Consider the following 1,164-nt stretch of genomic DNA (forward strand, 5'->3'; position numbering starts at 1 on the left):
AGACCGAAGTCCGTGCTGCCGTTCGACTTGCATGTGTAAGGCATCCCGCTAGCGTTCAATCTGAGCCAGGATCAAACTCTTCAGTTTAATCTCTGTATTTGTTTCGTATTCTTGGTCCGAATAAATCCGAACCAGGTCATACGTCGCTACTCAAAGGAAGTGAGGTATGTTCTTAAACTTGACGTCTAAGGTACTTCACTTCTAGTGAGCACTTGATTTCATTGTGCTTGTGAAGAGGCCAGGGTTTAACGCCTAACCTAATCACAGTGCATCGCATCAAGCGCCCACACTTATCGGTTGTTTAATTGTTAAAGAGCGGTACTGCTAAATTCTTCACTGCCATTTCGCTGAACCCGCCAGCTTCGCGCTGCTTTCGCTTTGCGTCGCTTGCTGTGTCAGCAGCAGAGAAACGAGATTATGAAGGGATTTTTATCGCTTGTCAAATCAGTGTCGTATTTGTTTGCACTTTCGCGCTTCAACCACTTCACTGCCCGACCAACGTGACCCCTTCAGGCCTCACCAGCGCTTTCGCACCAGCTTCTCTCTTCCTAGCAACTATCGAAACGTCGGGGTAAACCCTGATTTTTCGGTAGCAGCCAAGCCCGAAACTATAACATCATTTTTGCAGATCTTGCAACCGGCTTTTGCCTGACTTGCATCTTATCTTGCAAACCTACTGTTCGCTGGATCTCTCCATCTTTACAGCAGAGAAGTATAGGTTCTCACTCTATATAAAAGAGAAACCCCGCAGGATCACCTGCGGGGTTCTCGGAATAAAAGCCTGACGATGACCTACTTTCACAGACGTCCGTCCACTATCATCGGCGCAAAGGCGTTTCACTGTCCTGTTCGGGATGGGAAGGAGTGGTACCACCTTGCTATGGTCATCAGGCGTAACTTGTTGAGCTGCTGCGTATGAACGCAACCGCTCCAATCTTGGAAGAAACACAACGTGTGGTGATCAGAGACTAGCTCGATGATCACGCACAGGGGGGTGTAATTGGTGTTGGCTGGCTGCCGACGGTGCAGCCAGATTTTGTATTGAACGACACTTGGAACGCTATATCACCAGGTCAATAACCATCAGTGTTATAGGATCAAGCCTCACGAGCAATTAGTATCGGTTAGCTTAACGCATTACTGCGCTTCCACACCCGACCTATC

General features: G+C 48.2%; 3 rRNA genes. All 3 read right to left on the minus strand.

Going from position 1 to position 1,164, the window contains the following annotated elements:
- A 16S ribosomal RNA gene (locus A9973_RS16500) occupies positions 1-87 on the minus strand; the annotation flags it as partial.
- A gap of 692 nt (positions 88-779) precedes the next feature.
- Positions 780-892, minus strand: a 5S ribosomal RNA gene (rrf, locus tag A9973_RS16505).
- A 201-nt stretch (positions 893-1,093) separates the two neighbouring features.
- Positions 1,094-1,164, minus strand: a 23S ribosomal RNA gene (locus A9973_RS16510); the annotation flags it as partial.

Origin of the sequence: Achromobacter sp. UMC46 (assembly GCF_014170335.1) — a bacterium.
Classification (GTDB): Bacteria; Pseudomonadota; Gammaproteobacteria; order Burkholderiales; family Burkholderiaceae_B; genus Achromobacter.